Raw genomic sequence first — 18,455 nt, 5'->3', positions numbered from 1 at the left:
ACGTGGGCGTGAGCGCGTCCGATGAGCCTGCCGGCGAGCAGGTTGCCGCGGGACAGGTGGACCTGGGCGCGCTGTCGCGGGAGTTCGAGCAGACGCTGCTGGGCGGCGAGCGGAAGTTCACCCGGGTGCAGGTGTCCGAGCGGGCCGGGATCTCGATCCAACGGGCCGAGCGGATGTGGCACGCGCTCGGGTTCGCGACGGTGCCGGACGACGAGGTGGCGTTCACCGACGACGACGTCGAGGCGTTGCGGCTGGTCGCGGCGCTTGAGGACGACGGGTTCATCGAGCCCGAGATGGAGTCCTCGCTGGCCCGGAAGCTCGGCCAGACCCAGTCCCGGCTGGCGTCGTGGCAGTCGGCGATGTTCCTGGAGTTCCTCGGCGGGACCAAGCTGTCGGCGGACGAGGCGATCGAGGTCGCTGGCCAGCTGTTACCCGCGATGGAGCGGTTGCAGACCTACGTCTGGCGCCGGCACCTCGCCGCGGCCGCCGGACGGGCGGTCGCGGGGTCGGACGAGCTCGCGCGCGGTGTGCGAGCGGTCGGGTTCGCGGACATCGTCAGCTACACGCGGTTGACGCGGCGGTTGACCGAGGCCGAACTCGGGGAGCTGATCGAGCGGTTCGAGGGCATGGCCGCCGACGTGGTCGCGCTGAACGGCGGCCGGGTGATCAAGTCGATCGGCGACGAGGTGCTGTTCGTCACCGACACCGCGGCGCAGGGTGCCGCGGTCGCGCTGGCGCTCCAGGATGCGGTGAGCGCGGACGAGGAGCTGCCCGAGCTGCGGATCGGCCTCGCGTACGGGACCATCCTGATCCGCCTCGGCGACGTGTACGGCGAGGTCGTCAACCTCGCCGCCCGCCTCACCACCGAGTGCAAACCCGGCCGCGTGCTCGCTGACCGCGAACTCGCCGCCGCCCTCGACGGGCACCCCGCCTACGCCCTGCACCGCCTCCGCCGAGTCTCCGTCCGCGGCTACCGCCACCTCACGCCGTACGCAGTGCAGCGCGCCGACGGGTAGGTGGCGGACCGCCAGGCCATCACAATCGCGCTGCAGGCGCGGCACGCACGCTCAGCACCGCGGTGACTCGCGGATTGTGATGGCCTGCAGATCCGCATCGGACCTGCACCACTCAGCAAGGCCCGGCCGATCGCTGCCGTGTCAGGGGGCTGGCCTAAGGTTGAGCGTGTGCGTGAGATCGATGCGCCGGCTCAGCTGGAGTTGGTGAGTGGGGGCGATCCGCTGATCGCTTGGGCGGCTCAGGGATTCGCGGCTGGCGTGCGCGTTTGGTGCGAAGGGTCCTCGGTGGCGGTGGCCTCGCCGGAGGTGTCGAAACACGATCGGCTGGCTGTGGTCGGCTCGATCGACGACGCGGCGCGGTTGACGACGAGCGTGCTGGCCGAGGTCGGGCCGTCGTACCGACCGTTCGGCGACGAAGAGTTGATCCGCGGGCTGGCCGAGCGTGTGCCGGGGCTGGAGTTCGCGGCGGCGTTCGGGTGGATGGATGCGTCCGAGATCCCGGAGGTCACCACGACGGCCGCCTGGCTGGACGGGGACGCCGGCGTCGAGGCGTTGCTCACCGAGGCGTCGCCGTCGTCGTACGCGTGGCCCGGGCATCCCGGCGTACGGCGATGGGCCGCGGTGACGGGCGATCGTGGTGAGCTGCTGAGTATCGCGGCGGATGCGTGGAGCGCGCCCGGGGTCGGGTTCCTGGCCGGGGTGGCGACGCATCCTGTTGCTCGCGGCAAGGGATTGTCGCGGCAGGTATGCGCGTTCGTGACGGCCGAGCTGGTCAAGCGGCACGGGCGGGTCGCGTTGATGGTGAACGGTGACAACGCGGCCGTGATCGCGGTGTACGAACGGTTGGGCTACAGGTACCGCCGGGTGGCGGCGGCGCACCTGTAGCCGTTCACCGGGTGGGTTCGACGGTGAGCGTGACGCCGGGCTTGGAGGTGGCCGCGGTCGGAGGCCTGCTCGTCGTCGGTCCGGAGCTGGGCTTGCCCGTTGGGGTCGCGCTCGGGATGGGTGACGTGGTGATGGTCGCCGGCGCCGGCGGTGGGACGAACGGGGCCTTGGTGGTGTCCTTGCAGCTTTCCTGATCGACGGTGCCGTTCTCGTCCGGGGTGACCACGGCGAGCGGGAACAGGTTGGTGGTGGTGTCCCGCCGAGTGTTCGCGAAGTTGGCCGAGCAGTCCTGCAGGTCGAGGCTGATCGGGTTCCCTTCCTGGTCGTACAGCCGGACCGGGACCTGCTTGCCCTGGGCATCGAACGGGTAGATGTTCGTGACCTCGGTCCCGTTCAGCGTCAGGCCGTTCGACGGCGGGTTGTAGTGCGAGGTCCGGCCGCGGTAGTCGTTGTAGTTGCTGAGGAACCCGAACGACTGCCCGGCGTACGCCGCCGCCAGGAACGACGGGACCGCGATCGCCGCGACGACGTTCAGCGGTACGACGTACCACAGCCAGCGCCGGTCCTGCTGGGTCCGGCGGCCGATCCAGATCGACACCGCCGCGCCCGCGACCGACCCGACCACGGTCACCGACGCCGCGCCGAACAACGCGAAGAACCCGCCCGCGCCGATCACGCCGCGCGCGACCCACCAGACCGGCTGGCCGATCGTCGCCAGTTCGCGCCGGATGTGCGGCGGGATCTGGTCGATCCAGCCGCGGATCGTCTCCGCGCCGCGAGCCCCGCGCGGGGTGTCCAGGACGATCCGCGGGTCGTTCCCGCGCAACGCCCGGATGCCGAGGAACGCCGCCACGAACAGCACACCGAACCCGAGCAGCCCGAAGAACGCGGTCTCGTCCCGCGACCAGGCGAAGATCCCGATCGCGATGAAGAACGGTCCGACGGTGGCAGCGACCAGGCCCCAGCGCAGCGCCTTCCAGCCCGCGTCGGAGTGGCTCTGGCTGACGGGCGCGGGACGGGCCGGGTAGCCCGCGGCGGTGCGCAACTGGTCGGCGTACTGCCGCGGAGTGCCGAGGCGCTCCTGCAGGTCGGTGACGGTCGGCTCGGTGCCGAACTCGGCCGCCACCTCGGTGAGGTGACCGCTCACGTCCTCCAGCACGTCCTCGAGTTCACCCGGCGGCAGGTCGCTGAGCTCGGCCCGCACCTGGGCCAGGTAGATCGCGACCGCTCCGGTCAGGGTGCTGTTCACGCGGCCTCCTCCTCCAGCAGGACCGACATCGTGTCGGCGAAGTGGTTCCAGGTCTTGGTCGATCGGGCCAGCAGTTCCTGGCCGGTCTTGTTCAGCCCGTAGTACTTCCGGTGCGGGCCTTCCTCGCTCGGTTGCACGTACGACGTCAGCGCGCCGGCCTGGAACAGTCGCCGGAGGGTGCCGTACACGGATGCGTCCGCGACGTCCTCCAGGCCCGCGGCGCGCAGGCGGCGCAGGACGTCGTACCCGTAGCCGTCGGCGTCCCGCAGCACGGCCAGCACCGCGAGATCCAGTACGCCCTTGAGCAGCTGGCTCGTGTCCATCAGACCTCCTCCGGCACCGGTCACGCTCCCGGTGTTCCGCGGAGAACACTACTACATATTGCGGAGTACTCCGCTAACCAGTCAGAGGTTCCGCAATTTCGATCAAGTCGGAACGTCGCGAGTGGGGGCACAGTGGTGGGCATGGCGGATGTGTTCGAGGAGTTCGTGGGAGCGGTGGCGACGGGACTGGCCGGGCCGTGCGAGTCGGTGAACGGCACCGATCTCGCCGGGCGGGCGCATCTGTCGCGGTTCCACTTCGACCGGGTGATCGGTGCGGTGGCCGGCGAGTCGCCGTTCGCGTTCCGGCGCCGGGTGTTGCTGGAGCGGGCCGCGTACCGGTTGCTGGCCGAGCAGGTCGCCGTACTCGATGTTGCCGTCGAGGCCGGGTACGGGTCGAACGAGGCGTTCACGCGGGCGTTCGCCAGGGCTTACGGAATGCCGCCACGGGAGTGGCGGCGGGAGGCGTCGCGGGTGTTCTTCCTCGAGGCGCCGAGTGGAGTGCATTTCCAGCCGCCGGCCGGGTTACGGCTGCCGGCCCGACGAAAGGTGAGAGGGATGGACGTACTTGTCAGGATGGTCGAGCATCACGTCTGGCTGACCGGTGAGCTGATCGAACGCGGCGCCCGCCTGGACGCCGCCACCCTGGACCGCCCGATCGAACTGTCCGTCGAAGGTATCGACGACGACATCTCGATCAGGTACCTGCTCGACCGGCTGGTCTGGCAGGAGGAGATGTGGCTGGCCTCGGTCGAGGACCGCCCCTTCCAGGTCCCCGAATGCGGCCGGCAGGTCGTCACGCCGATCCCCGAACTCCGGGTCCGGCACGCCGAAGCCGGCGCCCGCTTCGTGGCCCTGGTCAACCAGTTGAACGAGGACGGCCGCTTCGACGAAAGCTTCGTCGACACCACCTGCGAACCCCCACGAGTCTTCACGTACGGCGGCATGGTCGCGCACGTCCTCACCTTCGCCGCCCACCGCCGCTCCCTCCTCGTCGGCGCCTTCCACACCGCCGGCATCACCGACCTGGCCTTCGGCGACCCCATGAACTTCGTAGCCGAAAGCAACTAATCCTTCGAGTCGTGGAATTTGGCCAGGATCGTCAGCCGATTCTCACGACTCGGCCTGGGGGCCGGGAGCCAAACGCCACGACTCGGCGGAACGATCATGCGGCGAGACGGGGATGGCGGCGGGTGCGGAGGTCCTCGGAGATGCGGGCGACGACGGTGCCGGGGGTCTGCAGGAGTTCGTACGCCGTGATGACGCGGACCAGCCAGCCTTCGCGTTCCAGGTTCTCCCGCCGGCGGATGTCCTGCCGCCATTGACGGGCGTCGCCGAGATGGTGCTGACCGTCGTACTCGATCGCGACCTTGAGCTCCGGGTAGCTCAGATCCGGCCGCGCAATCCAGCCGCCCGCGGAGTCAGTGACGACGTGACCGATCCGCGGCTCGGGCAGACCGTTGAGAACGATGATGAGCCGCAGCCGGGATTCCATCGGCGAGTCGACGCCCGACCGGACGAGCGCAGCCGCTTCGCGAGCGAGCCGGATGCCCCGAACGCCGATCGTCGCGGCCGCCAACTCGATCAGGTGCTCCGGCCGGAGATCGGACCGCCGTACAAGGGAATCTCCCGCTGAGACCAGCTCGACGAGATCGCAGTACGGCGCGAGGTCGAGGAACGTTCGCCCTGGCGGAGTCGTCAGCAATCCATCTCGCAGTACCCGCTCGAGGTGCTGTACTTCGTGAACGCGCAGGCCGCGCACTCGCGGAAGGCTCACCCGCGGATGGCGCTCGACAGTCACATGTACGACGGCGCCGGCGCGGTCGTCACCTGTCCACAAACTCAGTGCGGTCTGGTGGCTCGCGACGGCGCCGGGCGTCAGCAACAGCGCGGCCTCGGCCTGCACCCGGGACGTCACCGCGAGGTCCGCGCCGACGTACACCGACCCCAACACGCGCCGGTAATGCACTCCGCGCAGCACACCCCGAGACATTCCCGCGGCTCGAGCCTCCGCTGCCGTGACCAACACCCCACCATTGTCCAGATTTCTCCGACCGCGTGACTTCCGTTATCCACAACCCGCCGAGTCGTGGCGATTGGCTTCTGCCCCAAACCCCGAGTCGTGGATCGCGGCAGATGTTCAGAGCCGATTTTCACGACTCGGCGGGAGGGGCTAGTTCTTGGGGTCTCGGAGGTCGGGGCGTTGGGTGGGGGTGGTGATGTTCACGTCGATGGGCTGGATCTTGGTGGGGGCGGTGATCTTGCCGCCGGTGACGGGGATGTTGAGTTTGCTGCCGGCCAGGTCGATGTCGATGGTGGCGCCGGTGTCGTTGGGGCTGGTCCACTCGGTGTCGGACAGGGTGATCGCGAGGCCGAGGACGCGGCCCTTCGGGATGACCTGGTCCTGGGCGCGCAGCGGGACGTTGACCGTGGTCCACTGGCCGGGGGTGAGCGACGTCGGCTTGGACAGCGACTTGCTGTGGGCGGCGTCGATCCAGCCGCGGCTGACGATGCCGTGGTCGCTCTGGGTGGTCTGCTTCTCGACCGAGTAGTAGCAGCTGTCGTCGTAGTCCGTGCTCGAGCCTTCACACGTGCTCTCGTCGGTACGCCGAACTCCGGAGTACCGCTGCGCATCGCCGTACTCGACCAATCGCGCGGTCAGCGGCGTCGTCGCCGAGTCGGACTTCAGCCGCAGCGTCACCGACGACGTACCGCTGATCCGCATCGCGGCGCTCAACGGGGCGGACAGGAACATCTGCCGTCCGGCGATCACCTGGGACGGGTCCGCGACGATGTCGTCCTCGGTGAGGTCGGGGTCGTCGGTGATCTGCACCGAACCCTTGCCCGCGGCACCGAGTTTGCCGGCGGTCAGCGGGACCGCCACCGGACGGTTCACGGCCGGCCAGGTCTTGTAGTCGCGCCACACGTCGGGCGACGTCTCGATCGAGACCGCCGGCTCCTTCATCACACCGTTCTGCAGGCCCTGCAGCCAGTAGTCGAACCATTGGTGCAGTTCGTCCACCCACTCGTCGCGCCGGAACTCGAACGGGTCCACGTGGTCCTCGAGCCCGAGCCACAGCTTGCGCGGCACGTTGTTGCGGGACAGCGCCGACCACCACTGCGAGAAGTGGTTGGTCTGCACGTTGTAGTCGCTGAGGCCGTGCGTCATGAAGACCGACGCCTTCACCTTCGACGCGTTCTTCGTGTAGTCGCGCTCGGCCCAGAACGCCGTGTAGTCGCCGGTCTCGTCGTCGTCGTTGTCACCGAGCTCGCCGCGCACGTTGTCGCATGCCGGGCTGTCGTGGCCGACGTAGCCGCCGAGCCAGGGCATGTAGTCGTCTGAGTACGGGACGCCGCCGGAGCGGGTGTAGTCGTACCAGGACGAGATCGCCGAGATCGGCACGATCGTCTTCAGGCCCTTCACGCCGGTCGCCGCGACCCCGTTCGCGAGCGTTCCGTCGTACGACTTCCCGATCATGCCGACGGCGCCGGTGGTCCAGGACGCGCTCACCTTCTGCCCGTCGGCAGTATGTGCGGTGTTGCGTCCGTTCAGCCAGTCGATCACGTCGACGACGGACTGGATCTCGTCGCGGCCGCCGACGTCACCGCAGCCGGTGGAGCGGCCGGTGCCGACGATGTCGACGCCGACCATGGCGTACCCGCGGGGGACGAAGTAGTTGTCGTAGAACAGCGGCATCTTCCGGATCACGCCGTCGCCGTCGTAGGTCTTCTTCTCGTTCTCGTTCCCGCGTCCGCAGCAGGAGTAGTACGGCGAGGCGTCCATGATCACCGGGATCTTCGTCCCGGTGAGCGCGGGTTCGCTCGGCCGGACGATGTCGACGGCGATCACGTCGTTCTTGCCGTCGGAGTCGGTGTCCATCGTGGTGTCGACGTACACCGATTCGCGGATCGCTCCTGCGTAGTCGTAGACCGGCTGCGTGCTCTTGGTGCGCGCGTCGACATGCTGCGGCACACTGGGAGCTGCCGGGGCGGTTGCACCGGGCCCGTCCGGGAGCGGAGCAGCCACGGCGGGACCGGTGACGGTCGCGAGGCTGAGCACGGCGGACGAGACCAGGATCGTCACCCTGGCGCGGACGGTCGTCATGGCTGGGAAGGCTAGTCACTCGCGCGCCGCAACGCCAGGTTCTGCCGAGATTGGCAGCGACCTGCCCGATACTCAGCGTGAGGACGGCGTGAGGACGGGTGGTTCGATAGGGTGACCGCCACCGCCCACGGGGGGACGCACGAAAGGGTAGGCCAGTGAATCTGCGAGTACCAGTGACGTTGCTGGACGTTGCACAACGAGCGGGGGTCTCGGTCGCGACCGCCTCCCGCGTGCTGAACGGCGGGGACCGCGTGCCCCGTCCAGAACTGCAGGAACGGGTCAAGGCGGCCGCCGACGAGCTCGGCTACACGCCGAACGCGCAGGCCCAGGCGCTGGCCAAGTCGTCGACCAACCTGGTCGGCATCCTGGTGCACGACATCGAGGACCCGTACTTCGCCGCGATCGCGAACGGCGTGATGCGCGCCGCCGACGAGCGCAACCTGCTGGTGATGATGGCCAGCACGTTCCGCGACAACGAGCGCGAGATCGCTTACCTGTCGTCGTTGCGGGCGCAGCGCGCGCGGGCCGCGGTGATGATCGGTAGCCGGCGGACCGACACCGAGAGCCTGTCCCGGACGGCCACCGAGGTGGAGAGTTTTCTGAACTCCGGTGCGGGTCTCGCGCTGGTCAGCCAGTCCGGCATGCCGGCCCACACCGTCGAGCCCGACAACCGTTCGGGGTCGGCCGACCTGGCGCGGGAGCTGGTCAAGCTCGGGTGGCGGAAGTTCGCGGTACTGGGTGGTCCGGAAGGACTCGCGACGGCGCGGGACCGGCGCGACGGGTTCCTCGCCGGACTGGCCGAGGCCGGGTTGCGGCCGGTGGCTGTCGAGAACGGTGACTTCACCCGCGACGGTGGGTACGCCGCGGCGGAGCAACTGCTGGATCGCAAGACCGACGTCGACTGTGTGTTCGCGGTGAACGACGTGATGGCGGTCGGCGCGATGTCGGCGTTGCGGGCGCGAGGTGTCGACGTACCGGGGCAGCTCGGTGTGGCCGGGTTCGACGACATCGCGACGCTGCGTGACGTATGGCCGGGGCTGACGACCGTGCGGCTGCCGCTGGAGCAGATGGGCCGCCGGGCGCTGGAGCTGGCCGTCGAGGGCGGCGACATCGCGACCGAGACCTTCAAGGCCGAAGTAGTACTGCGGGAGAGCACGGCCAAGCGCTGAAATATGCTCTCGGGGTGACTGTCTCCGAGATCTTCGACCCTTCGGCCTGGAAGCAGGTGGACGGCTTCGAGCTGTCCGACATCACCTACCACCGCGCGGTCGACGCCGGTGTGGTGCGGATCGCGTTCAACCGTCCCGAGGTGCGGAACGCGTTCCGGCCGCAGACGGTCGACGAGCTGTACCGCGTGCTGGACCACGCCCGGATGTCGAGTGACGTGGGCTGCGTGTTGCTCACCGGCAACGGCCCGTCGCCGAAGGACGGTGGGTGGGCGTTCTGCTCGGGTGGTGACCAGCGGATCCGTGGCAAGGACGGTTACAAGTACGCCGAGGGTACGACGGCCGACACGATCGACCCGGCGAAAGCGGGGCGGCTGCACATCCTCGAGGTACAGCGACTGATCCGCTTCATGCCGAAGGTCGTGATCTGTGTCGTCCCCGGGTGGGCCGCGGGCGGCGGGCACAGCCTGCATGTGGTCGCGGACCTCACGCTGGCATCGGCGGAGCACGCGCACTTCAAGCAGACCGACGCGGACGTCGCGTCGTTCGACGGCGGGTTCGGATCGGCGTACCTGGCCCGTCAGGTCGGGCAGAAGTTCGCGCGGGAGATCTTCTTCCTCGGTGACGAGTACTCCGCCGAGGACGCGTACCGGATGGGCATGGTGAACAAGGTCGTCCCGCATGCCGAGCTCGAGGCGGTCGCGCTGGAGTGGGGCAAGAAGATCTGCGCCAAGTCGCCGACCGCGCAGCGGATGCTGAAGTACGCGTTCAACCAGATCGACGACGGTCTGGTGGGCCAGCAGTTGTTCGCCGGCGAGGCGACCCGGCTCGCCTACGGCACCGACGAAGCCGCCGAGGGCCGCGACTCGTTCCTGGAGAAGCGGCCAGCCGACTGGTCAGGGTACCCCTACGCCTACTAAGTGTCCTGAGTCGGAAGTTCGACGGCGCTTTCGGCGCCCAGGCACGCACCTCACGGCACGTGCCCAGCGCCCACGATGCTCCGCATCGAGGCCACTGACCACGCACCGCGATGCACGCACCTGACCACCGAAATCACTCGCCCAACTTCCGACTCAGGACACTAGGGCTTGTGCCACTTCTGGTTGGCGCCGCCGCTGCAGCCTCGTAGCGTGAGCTTGCCGCCGTTGCCCGGGGCATCGGCCGTGACGCACTTGCCAGAGCTGGGGTTGACCAGCTCGTGCTGGTTGCTCAGGGCAAACTTCTGCGCCCAGCCGCCGTTGCAGTTGACCAGCTGGACCTGAGTGCCGTCGGCGGTCGACGCCCAGGCGAGGTCCATGCACAGGCCCATCGAGCGGATCGTGCTGTCGGGCTGGAAGACCCATTCCTGGTTGGCGACTCCCTTGCAATCCCAGACCTGCAAGGGAGTTCCGTCCCGGCCGACGCCGTCGGTCGAGTTCTGTACGTCGATGCACCGGTTGGTGCTGTCGCTCTTCAGAACGGCGGGCGCCGCGGCCACTGCCGGCGGCCCTTGCGTCGTCGCGCCGCGCGGCTGCGTGGTCTTGACCGGCGGCTTCGTGGTCACGGTCGTAGTCGTCCGTGTCGTCGTGGTCGCCGTAGCCGTCTTCGTTGCGGTAGTGGTCGCGGTGGCCGTCGTGGTCGCGGTGACGGTCGCGGTCGGCGGCTTGCCGGCCAGCGGCGGTTTCGCGGTGACCGTGGTCGGCGGCAACGTGATCGTGACGCCCGGCATCACGACCGTCTTCACCACCTGCTGCGGGTCGCCCTTGACCGTCATCGTCTTGGTCGGGCCGGCCACCTTCTCGGGCGTCGGCGTCAGCGTGACTGTTGGTGTGACCGTCGGCCGGCTCTGCGGCACATAGGCCACATCGGTCGTGTACGTCGGCCCGGAGCCGCCGCCCGTGATGGCGGTCGCACCGATCGCGATCCCGCCCACGAGAGCAGCGACGACCACGGTCGTGGACCAGGCCCGCCGATCGGGCATCCGGGTGATCCGGGGTACTCCGGGGCGGCTGGCGAAGGTGTCCGCGAAACGGGACGAACCGGTGGATCGGCGTCGCACGTCTGCTCCTGTGCTCTGGGACGGAAGGGGCGTTGCGCGTGTCTGAGGCCGAGGATCACCCGGCCACCCCACTGACGTCAAACGTTGCGCGAAAAGGTGACACCGATCACCGCATGAGATCGAATTGTTGCTGAGAGTTCATCCATTGGCGTTGTCATGAGAGCGTTCTCAACCTATTTTGAAGCGCAGCCAGGTTCTCCACTTTGCGTCGCCCACGAGGGAGATCCATCATCGACGAGCGAGTCCGCCGGACGACCGTCATCGAACTGTGTCTGGCCGAACGGGAAAGCCTTCGCCGGTATGTCACCAGCATCCTCGGCCAGGACAGCCATGCCGTCGAGGACGTGGTCCAGGAGACGCTGCTGCGGGCCTGGCAGCTCGCGGAGCGGATCGAGTGGCAGGACCGGCCGGTGCGGATGTGGCTGTTCCGGGTGGCCCGCAACCTGGTCGTCGATCACCATCGCCGGTCCGGTCGCGCGGTCCCGGTCGGCCTCGGCGCGGGTGAGTTGCAGGGCTCCGTCAGTCAGCCGGACCCGTCCGAGCAGGTGGTCGACCGGCGGGTGCTGGTCGAGGTACTGCGCGGTTTGTCGCCGGCGCATCGCGAGGTCATCGCCCGGGTGCACCTGCTCGGGCACGCAGGCGAGGAGGTCGCCGCGGTGCTCGGCGTACCGGTCGGGACCGTCAAGTCGAGGGCGCACAACGCCGTCCGGCAGATCAGGGCGGAGCTCAGCCGCGTGGACTGGGCCGGAGTCGCAGCATGAACTCGGCGTTCGGGGGCGGCGGCGGTGTCCGCGGCGTGCTCGGCTACATCGGCATCGCCCTGCTGGTGATCATCCTCATCAACCTCGTCGTACGCCGGCTCGGTGGCTGGAAGAAGCTGTTCCGGTTCATCAAACGCGAGACCAAGCGCACCGTGCGGGCCTTCACGGAGCCGATCGCGGCCCGCCGGCGGTACAAGCGCCGCCTGCGGCTGCTGACCTCGGTACTGCGGGATCGCGAGCGCTGGACCGATGCGGAACGTGCGATCGTGGCCGCCGCCGCGGTCACTCCGGGAATGGCGCCGTACGCCGTCGCGCTGGCGAAGGAGCGGATCGGCGTACTGCTGGCCGGCGCCTCGGATCTCGAGCCGCCCGCGCCCTGGAAGGCCGACCCACAGGATCCGCGGCTGTGGTGGATCGCGCGCGCCGACGTACCGGAGACCGGGTCGGTGCGGGAGCTGCCCTTGCTGGTCTGTGCCGGAATCGACACCGGCGGCACGACCGTGATCATGCTCGACCTGCTCTCCGGCCCGCGCATCCTGTCCGTGTACGGCGTCGATCGGACCGCCCGCGCGGTGGTCCAGGCGATCGCCGCCCAACTCGACGTACGGCTGCCGGTCGGCGCGATCGAGGTTGCCGACGGCATCCATCCGCGGCACGACGGACTGCCGCTGGAGGAGGCCGCGCGCCGGCTCGGCGCGTGGTTCGTGGTCGGTGCCGGCCCGTTGTCCGGGCCGCTGCCGGCCGGGCGGCGGATGGTCAGCCTCGGGGTCGCGCGCGGTTCGAGCCGGTTGCTGGAGGCGCTGCCCGACCAGACGCTGCGGCTGCACGGCGGCGCGCCCTGGCTGCGGATCGATCCGTTGCCGTTGGCAAAGGCCGTCGCGCGCTCGATCCGGCGGCTGCCACCGCACGAGTTCGAGAGCGGCGTGCCGTTCGGCCCGGAGACCACCGCGACCGAAGACCTCGGCGACCTCGAGCTGCCGGCCGGATCGGTCGGCGTCTCGGCGCTGACCGCGGACGAGACCGCCACTGACCGGAAGGCCGCCTCGTGGAGCTGAACCTGACCACGGTCGACTCGCGCTCCGGCGCCCGGGCCGACAAGATCGTCCGGGTTCCGCGCGGCCTGTCGGTCGCCGGTCTCGCCGACGGCCTCGGCAAACCGGGTACGACGCTCTTCCTCGGCCGTAAACGTCTCGACCCGGGTGTGCCGCTGGCGAGGTCCGGGGTTCGTGAAGGTGGCGTGATCGGAGTCGGCGGGCCGGTCGACGTACCCGATCTGCTGCAGAGTGCGCCGAAGGGGCATGCGCCGGTCGTCGTCGAGCTGCACGCCGTGTCCGGTCCGCAGGCCGGGCGGGTGTGGCGGGTCGGGCCGGGCAGTCACGAGATCGGGGCCGATCCGCAGTGCGCGATCCGGCTCGAGGGGGACGACGTTCCCGCCCGCGGCCTGTGGGTCACGGTCGGGGCGAGCGGCGAGGCGTACTGGCACCGGACCGAGGACGTCGGCGGCGACGTACTGAGTCGGCGGATCGGACCGCCGGAGGACGACGCGGCGACCAGTGCGATCCGGCCGCAGGACGACGAGACGATGCCGGACCCGCAACCGCAGCAGCGGGTCGTCGATCCGGCGACGGCGCCGGTCGGTGAGGTGCGGTCCTGGCCGGCCGACGAGGACCTTGTGGTCGGCCCGATGCTGCTGCGGTGCAGCGGTGAGATCGAGCCGATCGCCGCGATCCGGGTCGCCGACGACGGGTTCGGGCTGGACTACAACCGGCCGCCGCGGCTCGCGCCGCACCTCGACGAGGAGAAGCTCCGGCTGCCCCCGCCGCCCCCGCCGCCGCAGAACCGGCCGTTCCCGTGGCCGGTGGTGCTGATGCCGCTGGTGCTCGGCCTGGTCATGGTCGGGTTGTTCAACTCCTACTACTTCCTCGTCTTCACGTTGGTCAGTCCAATGATGATGGGGATGAACTTCTTCTCCAGCCGGAAGTCCAACCGGCTCGACCACATCAAGGCCCGGCAGCTGTACTTCGCCCGGCAGGCGGCGCTCGACGAGGAGATCGCGGTCGCGGTCGCCCGCGAACGGGTGATCCGGAACCTGACCGCACCGGATCCGGTCCGGATCGCGCAGCTGGCGACCCGGCCGGGCAGCCGGCTGTGGGAACGCCGCCGGCACGATCCGGACTACCTGCTGCTGCGCGTCGGTACCGCGGACCAGGCGTCGCTGAAGGAGCTCGACGACCAAGGCCGTGAGGAGAACCACCGGACCATCCGATGGACGATCCCGGACGCGCCGATTGCCGTACCGCTGCGCAGTCATGGGGTGCTCGGGATCGCCGGCGAGGCGCCGACCGTGCGGGGACTGGCACGCTGGCTGACGATCCAGGCGGCCGTGCTGCATTCGCCGCAGTCGCTACGGATCGTCGTACTGGCCGAGTCCGACGACGCCGAGGACTGGGACTGGGTGCGGTGGCTGCCGCAGCTGCGTCCGGACAAGGGTCCGGCTGCGGTCCTGATCGCGAACGACGAGGCGACCACGGCGGCCCGGATCGGCGAGTTGGTGTCGCAGGTCCAGGGACGTCATCGGCGGGCGGAGGCCTCCAGCGAGCGCGAGACGGTGGTGGACTACGAGGTGATGGTGATCGCCGACGGGTCCCGGCGGCTGCGCGACGTACCCGGGTTCGTGCAGGTGCTCAACGAAGGGCCCGCGGTCGGTGTGTACGCCGTCTGTCTGGACAAGGACGAGCGGCTGTTGCCCCAGGAGTGCAGCGGGGTCGTGCTGGCCGAGGACGAGACGTTGCTGGTCCGGCGGCCCGGGATCCCGGACCAGAAGAACGTGCGGGCCGACCTGGTCTCGCCGCAGTGGTGCGAGCAGATCGCCCGCTCGCTGGCGCCGGTGCGCGACGTCAGCCCGGACCACGACGCCGGCCTGCCGAAGATGGTGAAGCTGCTCGACGAGCTCGGTCTCGAGCCGCCGGAGCCCGCGGACATCCTGACCCGCTGGGGACGCCGTCCGGCGAGTACGTCATTCGTGCTCGGCAGCGACTTCGACGGGAAGTTCACCGTCGACCTGGTCACCGACGGCCCGCACGGCCTGATCGCCGGTACGACGGGATCCGGGAAGTCGGAGCTGTTGCAGTCGATGGTCGCGTCGCTCGCGGTCGCGAACCGGCCGGACGAACTGACCTTCGTGCTCGTCGACTACAAGGGCGGCAGTGCGTTCAAGGAGTGCGCGGGCCTGCCGCACACCCTGGGCATGGTGACCGACCTGGACGCCCACTTGGTCGAGCGGGTGCTGGAATCGCTGGAGGCGGAGCTGCGGCGGCGCGAGCGGATCCTTGCCGCGGCCGACGCGAAGGACCTGCCGGACTACCAGGCCAAGCGGGTCGCGAACCCGGAACTGGCGCGGTTGCCGCGGCTGCTGCTGGTGATCGACGAGTTCGCCGCGATGGTGCGCGAGATCCCGGACTTCGTGCCGGGGCTGATCGGGATCGCGCAGCGCGGCCGGTCGCTCGGCATCCACCTGATCCTGGCCACGCAGCGGCCGGCCGGTGTGGTCACCGGGGACATCCGGGCGAACACCAACCTGCGGATCGCGCTGCGGGTGACCGACCAGTCCGAGAGCCAGGACGTGGTCGACGTGAACGAGGCGGCATCGATCAGCCCGGGGATCCCGGGGCGGGCGCTGATCCGGCGTGGGCCGCGGCTGGCGGATCTGTTCCAGACCGCCTGGGTCGGGGCCGAGCGGACCGAGGAGCAGGAGGAACCGGCCGGTCCGGTCGATCCGGCCGCCGTCCAGGTCACCGAGCTGCCGTGGACGGAGCTCGGCAAGACCGTTGACCGGGACAACGACCCCGAGCCCGAGGCCGACCGGCGCGCACCGGCGCCGACCGACTTGCAGGCGCTGGTCCAAGCCTTGCGTGCGGCGGCCGGCGAGTTGCCGGACTTCGCCGCCCAGCCGCAGCCCTGGAAGCCGGCGCTCGGGCCGCAGATCCTGCTGGACGAGCTGCCCGACACGAGCGACACACCGATGTTCGCGCCGTACGCGCTGGAGGACATTCCGGCGCTGCAGCAGCAACGAGTCGCCGGCCTCGACTTCGAAACCTTCGGGCATCTCTACGTGATCGGAGCGCCGCGGTCCGGCCGGACGCAGACGCTCCGCACGATGGCCGGCTCGGCGGCGAAGTACCTGAGTGTCGCCGATCTGCACATCTACGGGATCGACGCCGCCGGTGGTGGTCTCGCCCCGATCGAGAAGCTGCCGCACTGCGGTGCGGTCGTCTCGCGGCACGACATGGAGCGCATGACGCGGCTGCTGCGGCGGCTGAACCAGGAGCTGAGCGAGCGGCAGGAGCTGGCCGGGAAGCACAACGCGACCGGGCTGAACGAGCTGCGCAAGGTGTTGCCGAAGAACGAGCGACCCGCGCACGTGCTGGTGTTCGTCGACGGTTGGGACGCGCTGTCGGCGACGTTGGACGACAGTGACCACAGCCACCTGCTGCAGGACATCACGCGGCTGCTCCGTGAAGGCGCCGGTCTCGGCATCCACGTGATCGCGACGTCCGAGAGGTCCCTGCTCGGTGGGCGCCTAGCGTCGCACAACGACCACAAGCTGCTGCTCCGGCAGGCCGACCGGACCGACTACCAAGGGGTCGGTCTGCGGGTGAAGATCCCGCCGATCGTGAACCCGGGCCGCGGCTGGCACGTGCTGACCGGGACCGAGACGCAGGTCGCCGTACTCGCGACCGGCGGTGGCGCTGAACAGGTGGACGCGATCAAGGCGATCGCTGCCGAGGCCGTGCAACGGGACGCGAAGGTCCCGGCCGCGCGGCGGCCGTTCCAGATGGCGGAGCTGCCGTCGTCGATCGAGTTCGCCGAGGCGTACGAACGGGTGGCGGAGGCCGACCGGCGACCGCAGTGGGGCCTGATCGGCATCGGTGGGGACGAAGTCGGTCCTGTCGGCGTCGACCTGGGCGGCGTCGGATCGTCGTACGCCGTCCTCGGGTCGCCCGGGTCGGGTCGGAGCAACGCGCTGTCGTGTCTGGCTGTCTCGTTGCTGGCCGGTGGTTCCTCGCTGGCCGTGATCACGCCCCGCGAGTCGCCGCTGCGGATGCTGGCGCGGCATCCGCACGTGCTGCTGATGGAGCAGGCGGACCCGGCCGAGGACGTACTGCGGGGCGCGCTGGAGCAACTCCCGCACGGTCCGAAGGTGGTCGTGATCGACGACGCCGATCTGGTGATGACGGCGGCCGCGGACAAACTGCTGAAGGACATCGTGGTGTCGGGGCGCGACCAGGGGCTCGCGTTGGTGTTCGGCGCCACCACCGACGGCTTCCAGTCCGGCATGAGCGGCTGGGCCGGCGCGGCCCGGCGCGCACGACGCGGACTGTTGCTGGAGGCCCGTTCATTCAGCGACGGCGAGTTGATCGGCGTCCGCCTCGGCGCCAACATCACCCGAGCCGCCCCCCGCCTGGGCCGAGCATGGACCACCGGCCCTGGCGCCCAACCCATTCCCGTCCAGGTCCCCCTGACAGTCCTAAAACTCCAGCAATAGAGGACAGGACAGCGAAAGGTGCTCCAGGCTTTTGCCTGGAGCACCGCGTGGGGCGCGTGCGGTTACTTCTTCTGGTTCAGGCTGTCGCTGATGCCCTTGTCGAACTCCTCGGCGTTCTTCATGATGCTGTTGAACATCTCCTTGAAGTCCTCGATGCCCTTCACGGCGAGGTTCAGGCTGGTGTCGAACTGGTTGTAGGTGTTCCGGATGACCTCGCTGGACTGCTTGAAGACCAAGCCGTCCTCGACCAGGTGGTTCACCTTGTTGCGCAGGTTGACGATCAGCGGAACGATTTGCTCGTGGGCGTTGTGCAGGAGGTTGGCGACCTCGGTGATCTTGCCGTACTCGAGGTTGATGCCGTCGTACGCCATGACTGCGCTGCCTTTCAGTAGGTAACCGGGATGTAGGTGTCGTCCGGGGTGTTCTTGTCGATGCTCTCCTGCGTCTCGACCCAGTCGGCCGAGGTTCCGTCGGAGTTGTCCGGCCCACGGGTGTAGTCGTGTGTGGTGCCGTCGCTGTCGGTCGAGTGCTTCGTTCCGCTGCCGTCGGACTTCAGGGCGATGTCGGCGGTGTCCTTCTTGCCGTCGGAGTCGGTGCTGGTCGTGGTCGTCGTACTGCTGCCGTCGTCCTTCAGGTGCGTGTCGTCGTGCACGGTGCTGCCGTCCGGATACGTGCTGTCGGTGATCATGTGGTTCTTGCCGTCGTGCGTGGTCACCGACGTGTACGTCTTCCCGTCGTACGTGACCGTGGTCTCCTCCTTCACCACGTTGCCCTTGTCGTCCAGGGTCAGGTGGGTGTGGATGTTGCCGCGGTCCGTCGTGATGGTCTGGTCGAGCGGCTGCTGCCCGGGGTCCTTGGCGCTGCAGAAGTCCGGCGCCTTCTGGCCGGCCGGGATGTTCTCGCACTCGCTCTTGTGGGACTGGTAGTAGTCCCACTGGTCCTTCTGGTGCTGCCAGTTCGACAGCGCCAGGTTGGTGTTCGTGACGTTCATGCCCTGGGCGATCTCGGCGTCGAACTGCAGGAACGCCTCGCCGACCGACCCGAACGAGGTGGCCAGCTCCTTCAGGCCCTTCTCGGCCTTGGTCATCGTGCCTTGCGCGTTCGTGTGCAGGCTGGTGATCGCGGTGTCGATCTCGCTGCTGCCGAGAATGCTCGAACTGTCCTGCCCCGCCAGCGTGCTGAACAGGCTGTCGTTCAGGGTCGGCTCGATGTTGTTCGCCAGTTCTTCCAGGTTCCGCTTGGCGTCGTTCAGCAGGTTGTAGTTCATCTTCAGTTTGTCCGGCACGGCGTTGCCTCCTCGAACGCGACGGCTCCACCCTGACCACGCTCCAGCCCCGCCCGGGGTTCATTCCGATCATTCGAATGAACCT

General features: G+C 69.1%; 15 protein-coding genes. 8 read left to right on the top strand and 7 right to left on the bottom strand.

Annotated elements, in window-relative coordinates; genetic code table 11:
* Window positions 1–8 precede the first annotated feature (8 nt).
* Together AC0662_RS20555 and AC0662_RS20550 are read left to right on the top strand one after the other, a co-directional pair.
* Window positions 9–1,016: an adenylate/guanylate cyclase domain-containing protein gene (locus tag AC0662_RS20555; protein ID WP_478302452.1), complete on the top strand. Its 1,008-nt coding sequence runs from the start codon at window positions 9–11 to the stop codon at window positions 1,014–1,016.
* Window positions 1,017–1,184: 168 nt separating this feature from the next.
* Complete coding sequence (locus AC0662_RS20550; RefSeq protein ID WP_478302450.1) at window positions 1,185–1,901, top strand: GNAT family N-acetyltransferase; 717 nt, start codon at window positions 1,185–1,187, stop codon at window positions 1,899–1,901.
* Between the two features lie 4 nt (window positions 1,902–1,905).
* On the opposite strand, the gene AC0662_RS20545 is transcribed toward AC0662_RS20550, so the two are convergent.
* Both AC0662_RS20545 and AC0662_RS20540 read right to left on the bottom strand, forming a co-directional pair.
* Window positions 1,906–3,150 (bottom strand): DUF1700 domain-containing protein, encoded by a 1,245-nt coding sequence (locus AC0662_RS20545; protein WP_478302448.1) that lies wholly within the window; start codon window positions 3,148–3,150, stop codon window positions 1,906–1,908.
* The gene (locus AC0662_RS20540; protein ID WP_387767423.1) at window positions 3,147–3,473 is read right to left on the bottom strand and encodes a PadR family transcriptional regulator; all 327 of its coding nucleotides are present in this window, start codon (window positions 3,471–3,473) and stop codon (window positions 3,147–3,149) included. The genes AC0662_RS20545 and AC0662_RS20540 overlap by 4 nt, the downstream gene beginning before the upstream one ends.
* A 141-nt stretch (window positions 3,474–3,614) precedes the next feature.
* Between AC0662_RS20540 and AC0662_RS20535 the strand changes: the two genes are divergently transcribed.
* A complete protein-coding gene (locus tag AC0662_RS20535; RefSeq protein WP_452197681.1) occupies window positions 3,615–4,541 on the top strand; it encodes a helix-turn-helix domain-containing protein in 927 nt (308 codons plus the stop codon).
* 94 nt (window positions 4,542–4,635) lie between these two features.
* On the opposite strand, the gene AC0662_RS20530 is transcribed toward AC0662_RS20535, so the two are convergent.
* Entirely contained in the window at window positions 4,636–5,424 is a 789-nt protein-coding gene (locus AC0662_RS20530; protein ID WP_478302446.1) for a DUF559 domain-containing protein, read from the bottom strand.
* A 219-nt stretch (window positions 5,425–5,643) separates the two neighbouring features.
* Complete coding sequence (locus AC0662_RS20525; RefSeq protein WP_478302444.1) at window positions 5,644–7,575, bottom strand: Xaa-Pro dipeptidyl-peptidase; 1,932 nt, start codon at window positions 7,573–7,575, stop codon at window positions 5,644–5,646.
* Between the two features lie 155 nt (window positions 7,576–7,730).
* Between AC0662_RS20525 and AC0662_RS20520 the strand changes: the two genes are divergently transcribed.
* Window positions 7,731–8,744 (top strand): LacI family DNA-binding transcriptional regulator, encoded by a 1,014-nt coding sequence (locus AC0662_RS20520; RefSeq protein WP_478302442.1) that lies wholly within the window; start codon window positions 7,731–7,733, stop codon window positions 8,742–8,744.
* Window positions 8,745–8,758: 14 nt separating this feature from the next.
* On the top strand, window positions 8,759–9,661 hold the full coding sequence (locus tag AC0662_RS20515; RefSeq protein WP_452197689.1) for a 1,4-dihydroxy-2-naphthoyl-CoA synthase: 903 nt from the start codon (window positions 8,759–8,761) through the stop codon (window positions 9,659–9,661).
* 161 nt (window positions 9,662–9,822) lie between these two features.
* Here AC0662_RS20515 and AC0662_RS20510 read toward each other — a convergent pair whose 3' ends face one another.
* Window positions 9,823–10,779, bottom strand: a complete 957-nt coding sequence (locus tag AC0662_RS20510; protein WP_478302440.1) for a ricin-type beta-trefoil lectin domain protein — start codon at window positions 10,777–10,779, stop codon at window positions 9,823–9,825.
* Window positions 10,780–10,982: 203 nt separating this feature from the next.
* Here AC0662_RS20510 and AC0662_RS20505 point away from each other — a divergent pair, with 203 nt between their 5' ends.
* Genes AC0662_RS20505 through AC0662_RS20495 form a run of 3 tightly spaced genes read left to right on the top strand, consistent with a single transcriptional unit; the run spans window position 10,983 to window position 17,085 of the window.
* The gene (locus AC0662_RS20505; protein ID WP_452197693.1) at window positions 10,983–11,540 is read left to right on the top strand and encodes a sigma-70 family RNA polymerase sigma factor; all 558 of its coding nucleotides are present in this window, start codon (window positions 10,983–10,985) and stop codon (window positions 11,538–11,540) included.
* Window positions 11,537–12,595, top strand: a complete 1,059-nt coding sequence (locus AC0662_RS20500) for a hypothetical protein (protein WP_478302438.1) — start codon at window positions 11,537–11,539, stop codon at window positions 12,593–12,595. The genes AC0662_RS20505 and AC0662_RS20500 overlap by 4 nt, the downstream gene beginning before the upstream one ends.
* A complete protein-coding gene (locus AC0662_RS20495; protein ID WP_478302436.1) occupies window positions 12,586–17,085 on the top strand; it encodes an FtsK/SpoIIIE domain-containing protein in 4,500 nt (1,499 codons plus the stop codon). Before AC0662_RS20500 ends, AC0662_RS20495 begins: the two co-directional genes overlap by 10 nt.
* A 62-nt stretch (window positions 17,086–17,147) precedes the next feature.
* Here the strand turns inward: AC0662_RS20495 and AC0662_RS20490 are convergent, their stop codons facing one another.
* Window positions 17,148–17,456: a hypothetical protein gene (locus AC0662_RS20490; protein WP_387767393.1), complete on the bottom strand. Its 309-nt coding sequence runs from the start codon at window positions 17,454–17,456 to the stop codon at window positions 17,148–17,150.
* A 14-nt stretch (window positions 17,457–17,470) separates the two neighbouring features.
* Window positions 17,471–18,370, bottom strand: a complete 900-nt coding sequence (locus tag AC0662_RS20485) for a hypothetical protein (protein ID WP_452197699.1) — start codon at window positions 18,368–18,370, stop codon at window positions 17,471–17,473.
* Between the last annotated feature and the right edge of the window lie 85 nt (window positions 18,371–18,455).

It is taken from the genome of Kribbella sp. NPDC043289 (genome assembly GCF_056436705.1).
Note: the sequence above shows the minus strand (reverse complement) of the source record. Positions and strands in the feature narration are given on the sequence as shown.

Bases quoted from the DNA above. Each gene is read 5' to 3' on its own strand.
- AC0662_RS20540 (WP_387767423.1), bottom strand. From the start codon at position 3,473: ATGGACACGAGCCAGCTGCTCAAGGGCGTACTGGATCTCGCGGTGCTG.
- AC0662_RS20535 (WP_452197681.1), top strand. From the start codon at position 3,615: ATGGCGGATGTGTTCGAGGAGTTCGTGGGAGCGGTGGCGACGGGACTG.
- AC0662_RS20525 (WP_478302444.1), bottom strand. From the start codon at position 7,575: ATGACGACCGTCCGCGCCAGGGTGACGATCCTGGTCTCGTCCGCCGTG.
- AC0662_RS20500 (WP_478302438.1), top strand. From the start codon at position 11,537: ATGAACTCGGCGTTCGGGGGCGGCGGCGGTGTCCGCGGCGTGCTCGGC.
- AC0662_RS20490 (WP_387767393.1), bottom strand. From the start codon at position 17,456: ATGGCGTACGACGGCATCAACCTCGAGTACGGCAAGATCACCGAGGTC.